General features: G+C 64.6%; 5 protein-coding genes and 1 pseudogene. 4 read left to right on the top strand and 2 right to left on the bottom strand.

From position 1 onward, the window contains the following. A pseudogene (locus LH128_RS19335) lies at positions 1-321 on the bottom strand (IS6-like element IS6100 family transposase); the annotation flags it as partial. A 68-nt stretch (positions 322-389) separates the two neighbouring features. Here LH128_RS19335 and LH128_RS19330 point away from each other — a divergent pair. Both LH128_RS19330 and LH128_RS19325 read left to right on the top strand, forming a co-directional pair. Beyond that, positions 390-767 carry a DUF305 domain-containing protein gene (locus LH128_RS19330; protein ID WP_008831367.1) on the top strand — a complete coding sequence of 126 codons (378 nt, stop codon included), beginning with the start codon at positions 390-392 and terminating at the stop codon, positions 765-767. Between the two features lie 109 nt (positions 768-876). Continuing rightward, the gene (locus LH128_RS19325; protein ID WP_008831366.1) at positions 877-1,227 is read left to right on the top strand and encodes a MarR family transcriptional regulator; all 351 of its coding nucleotides are present in this window, start codon (positions 877-879) and stop codon (positions 1,225-1,227) included. Positions 1,228-1,276: 49 nt separating this feature from the next. Here the strand turns inward: LH128_RS19325 and LH128_RS19320 are convergent, their stop codons facing one another. Next, entirely contained in the window at positions 1,277-1,474 is a 198-nt protein-coding gene (locus LH128_RS19320) for a heavy-metal-associated domain-containing protein (RefSeq protein WP_008831365.1), read from the bottom strand. A 151-nt stretch (positions 1,475-1,625) separates the two neighbouring features. Here LH128_RS19320 and LH128_RS19315 point away from each other — a divergent pair, with 151 nt between their 5' ends. Beyond that, entirely contained in the window at positions 1,626-4,166 is a 2,541-nt protein-coding gene (locus LH128_RS19315; RefSeq protein ID WP_008831364.1) for a heavy metal translocating P-type ATPase, read from the top strand. Next, on the top strand, positions 4,163-4,568 hold a 406-nt coding region (gene cueR, locus LH128_RS19310; RefSeq protein WP_008831363.1), incomplete at its 3' end, for a Cu(I)-responsive transcriptional regulator. The genes LH128_RS19315 and cueR, both read left to right, overlap by 4 nt.

Genomic DNA, 4,568 nt, shown 5'->3' with positions numbered 1-4,568 from the left:
CGGCGACAGGTAGAAATCGATCGTGTCGCCCCGCTTGTCGACTGCCCGGTACAGGTAGGTCCACTTGCCCCGCACCTTGACGTAGGTTTCATCCAGGCGCCAGCTCGGATCAAAGCCACGCCGCCAGAACCAGCGCAGCCGCTTCTCCATCTCCGGGGCGTAGCACTGGACCCAGCGATAGATCGTCGTATGGTCGACCGAAATGCCGCGTTCCGCCAGCATTTCCTCAAGGTCGCGATAGCTGATCGGATAGCGACAATACCAGCGCACCGCCCACAGGATCACATCACCCTGGAAATGGCGCCACTTGAAATCCGTCATCGTTCCGTCCGTCCAATCTCCGCCAAGCATGCTCAAGCTTCACGATTTTTGCAACAGAGCCCCTGGTCATGTTCGTGATGATCGACCGCCTCTCGAGCTTCTACAATAATCTCAACATGCTCTACATGACGCTCATGATGGCATCGCCGATGGTGGTGATGATGATCGTCGCGATGCCCGACATGTTTCCGTCCAGGCGTCTCAATATGCTGCTGCTCCTCGGATCGGCGGTCGCCTTCTTCGGGAGCTTCGGACTCATCCGGACCCAGACGACGATCGACGATACCGCCTTTCTGCGCTCGATGATTCCGCATCATTCGGGTGCCATCCTGATGTGCGAGCAGGCCTCGCTGTCCGATGCCGAGATCCTCAAATTGTGCGGTGAGATCATCCGGTCGCAGACGGCGGAAATCGACCAGATGAAATCGATTCTCGCGAGAAAATGACCCGGCCTTTCCAATTGGCGTCTGCCGGCTGCCGGCGCTCCGGCGGCGTTGAACGATACGCGTCCTGATTGCCGGCACAGCGCGCGGATCGGGCACGTCGACATTCGTCATGATGGATCGGGATACCGAACATGCCCGCGACAATGCAAAACGGCTCCTTCGCCGGCGTACGCTTCGCAAGCAGTTGGTCGGGGCGCACGATCTCTTCGGAGAGCCGGCATGGGAAATGCTGATCGATCTCTTCATTCACGAATGCGAGCGCAAGCCGCTTTCGATCAGCGCCGTGTGCGTGACGGCCGGATTGCCGATGAGCAGTGCGCTTCGGCTGATCCAGAAACTGTGCGACGCCGGGCTTGTCTCGCGCATCCCCGACCCGGTCGACGGACGCCGATGCTACATCCGGCTGGATCCCCCGCTCATGCAGCGGCTGCGAGCCTATTTCAGCGCGGGCGATCTTTAGGCCGGGGCCATTGCCCGGGCCACCCCGAGGTGACCCGGACCTTTCTCACTTATGCCGGCTGCATATCATAGCCGGCCGCGCGGATCGCCTCGACGAATTTGGCGCGGTCGTGGCTGCTCTCGATCGTAACCCGGCGCGCCGGAATATCGGGCACCACGCGGGCGTCGGCATCGATGCTGTGGATGGCCTTCGTGACCGACCGCGCGCAACCGCCGCACGTCATGCCGGGAATGTCGAATTGGATCATCTTGGAACCTCCGGTTTCTGCTGATGATCCGGATATGGGGTTTCCAACGATGGCAAGGTCAATGGGTCGGACGCGCGTTTTTTACCGCTTGACCTTCCCATCGTTGGAAACCCCACATTCTGTCTCAACGAATGAAACCGGAGAATTTTCGATGTCCGATGTGATGGAGTTGAAACAGAGCACGGGTGGCGATGCGCCCGCCGCGGAGCAAGAGAAACTGAGCGTTGCGGTCGCCGGGATGACCTGCGCCTCATGCGTCGGGCATATCGAAAAGGCGATCGGCAAGCTCCCCGCGGTCGCCGGCGTCAGCGTCAATCTCGCGACCGAACGCGCCGATGTGACCTTTGCGGGCACGCCCGATCCGCTGGCGGTGGTGCAGGCAATCGAAGAGGCCGGTTATGCGGTGCCCGAAATCGAGGTCGAGCTCGGGGTCGAGGGCATGACCTGCGCCTCGTGCGTCGGCCATGTCGAAAAGGCGCTGAGGGCGGTTCCCGGCGTTGCCGCCGCAAGCGTCAATCTCGCGACCGAACGCGCCAGCATCCGGTATCGCAGCGGGCTTGTCGCGCCGGCGGATCTCGAAGCCGCGATCCGCCGCGCCGGCTATACGCCGCGCCGGCTCGAAGCCGATGCCGCCGCGCCCGACCGCGAGGCCGCGGCGCGCGAGGCCGAACTCACGGGCCTTCGTCGCTCGCTGCAACTTGCCGCGGTGCTGGCGCTGCCGGTGTTTCTGCTCGAAATGGGATCGCACCTCGTGCCGGCCGTGCATGATTTTGTCATGGCCACGATTGGCATGCAGACGAGCTGGCTGATCCAGTTCGCGCTGACGACGCTGGTGCTGTTCGGTCCCGGCCTGCGCTTTTTCCGGAAGGGCATTCCCGCGATCCTGCGCGGGACGCCCGACATGAACTCGCTCGTCGCACTCGGAACCAGCGCCGCCTGGGGTTACTCGCTCGTTGCGACCTTCACCCCCGGCGTGCTTCCTCCCGGCACCGCCAATGTCTATTATGAAGCGGCGGCGGTAATCGTCGCGCTGATCCTGCTCGGCCGCTATCTGGAAGCCAAGGCCAAGGGGCGGACGTCCGAAGCGATCAAGCGGCTTATCGGATTGCAGGCCAAGACCGCACGCGTCATACGCGACGGGGCGGTTGTCGACGTCGCGCTCGCCGACGTCGTCAGCGGGGATATCGTCGACGTGCGTCCCGGCGAGCGCGTACCGGTCGATGGCGAGGTCGTCGACGGCCAGTCCTGGGTCGATGAAGCGATGATCACCGGCGAGCCCGTGCCGGTCGCCAAGGCTGCGGGCGCCGAGGTTGTCGGCGGCACGATCAACACGACCGGTGCCTTTACCTTCCGCGCGACCAAGGTCGGTGCCGACACATTGCTCGCGCAGATTATCCGGATGGTCGAGCAGGCGCAGGGTTCGAAGCTCCCCATCCAGGCGATGGTCGACAAGGTGACCGCCTGGTTCGTCCCCGCGGTGATGGGAATCGCCGCGCTGACCTTCCTGATCTGGCTCGTCTTCGGGCCCGACCCGGCGCTGACCTTCGCGCTGATCAACGCCGTCGCGGTACTGATCATCGCTTGCCCGTGCGCGATGGGGCTCGCCACGCCGACGTCGATCATGGTCGGCACCGGGCGCGCCGCCGAACTCGGTGTGCTGTTCCGCAAGGGCGAGGCCCTGCAAACGCTGCGCGATGTTCGCGTCGTGGCGCTCGACAAGACCGGCACCCTCACCAAGGGCCGCCCCGAACTGACCGACCTCGAACCAGCGAGCGAATTCGAATATGATGAGGTGCTGGCACTCGTCGCGAGCGTCGAGACCCGGTCCGAGCATCCGATCGCCGAAGCGATCGTCGCGGCGGCGAAGGCGCGGAACCTGATCCTGGCATCGCCCACCACGTTCGAGGCTACGCCCGGTTATGGCGTGTCGGCGCGGGTCGGCGAGCATGATGTCGAGGTCGGCGCCGACCGCTTCATGACGAAGCTCGGGCATGATGTATCGGCCTTCGCTGCGAAGGCGGCCGAACTCGGCGCGCTTGGCCGGTCGCCGCTCTACGCTGCGATCGATGGCAAGCTCGCGGCAGTGATCGCGGTCGCCGACCCGATCAAGGATACGACGCCGGAGGCGATCCGCGCGCTCCACAATCTCGGTCTGAAGGTCGCAATGATCACCGGCGACAATCAGGCGACCGCCGATGCCGTCGCGCGCACGCTCGGGATCGACGAAGTGGTGGGCGAAGTGCTTCCGGGCGGAAAGGTCGATGCGCTCCACCGGCTGCGCGCGGGCGGGCGCAAGGTCGCCTTCGTCGGCGACGGCATCAACGACGCACCCGCGCTCGCCGAGGCCGATGTCGGCCTCGCGATCGGCACCGGCACCGATGTCGCGATCGAATCCGCCGACGTCGTGCTGATGTCGGGTGACCTGCGCGGCGTGGTCAACGCGATCGCGCTGTCGAAGGCGACCATCCGCAACATCCAGGAGAATCTGTTCTGGGCGTTCGGCTATAATGCCGCGCTGATCCCGGTCGCCGCGGGCGCGCTCTATCCGCTGAACGGCACGCTGCTTTCGCCGATCTTCGCGGCGGGCGCGATGGCGCTGTCGAGCGTCTTCGTGCTAAGCAATGCGCTGCGTCTCAAGGCCTTCCGGCCTGTGATCGCGTCCGACAGAAGCACGGGAGGAACGCCAGCATGAATATCGGCCAGGCTTCCAGAATGTCGGGCGTCTCGACCAAGATGATCCGATATTATGAGCAAACGGGCCTCATCCCCAAGGCCGCGCGCCATGACTCGGGGTACCGCGATTATGACGAGGCCGACGTGCACCGGCTGCGCTTCGTTCGCCGCGCGCGCGATCTCGGTTTCACCGTCGAGCAGATCGGCGGACTGCTCGGGCTATGGTCCGACCGGAGCCGCGCCAGCGCCGACGTCAAGGCGTTCGCGCTGGAGCATATCGAACGGCTCCGGGAAAAAATGGCCGAGATCGAAGCCATGGTTCGCACCCTCGAGACGCTGGCCGATCATTGCCACGGCGACGACCGCCCCGATTGCCCGATTATCGAGGGGCTGGCGGAGGGCGATGGCGCGCCCGCGGCGG

Source organism: Sphingomonas sp. LH128, assembly GCF_000293195.2.
In the GTDB taxonomy this organism is placed as follows: Bacteria; Pseudomonadota; Alphaproteobacteria; order Sphingomonadales; family Sphingomonadaceae; genus Novosphingobium; species Novosphingobium resinovorum_A.
This window is presented reverse-complemented; position numbering and strand designations above follow the sequence as displayed.

Excerpts from the sequence above, each read along its gene's own strand:
- LH128_RS19330 (WP_008831367.1), top strand. The coding sequence starts at position 390 with ATGTTCGTGATGATCGACCGCCTCTCGAGCTTCTACAATAATCTCAAC.
- LH128_RS19325 (WP_008831366.1), top strand. The coding sequence starts at position 877 with ATGATGGATCGGGATACCGAACATGCCCGCGACAATGCAAAACGGCTC.
- LH128_RS19320 (WP_008831365.1), bottom strand. The coding sequence starts at position 1,474 with ATGATCCAATTCGACATTCCCGGCATGACGTGCGGCGGTTGCGCGCGG.
- LH128_RS19315 (WP_008831364.1), top strand. The coding sequence starts at position 1,626 with ATGTCCGATGTGATGGAGTTGAAACAGAGCACGGGTGGCGATGCGCCC.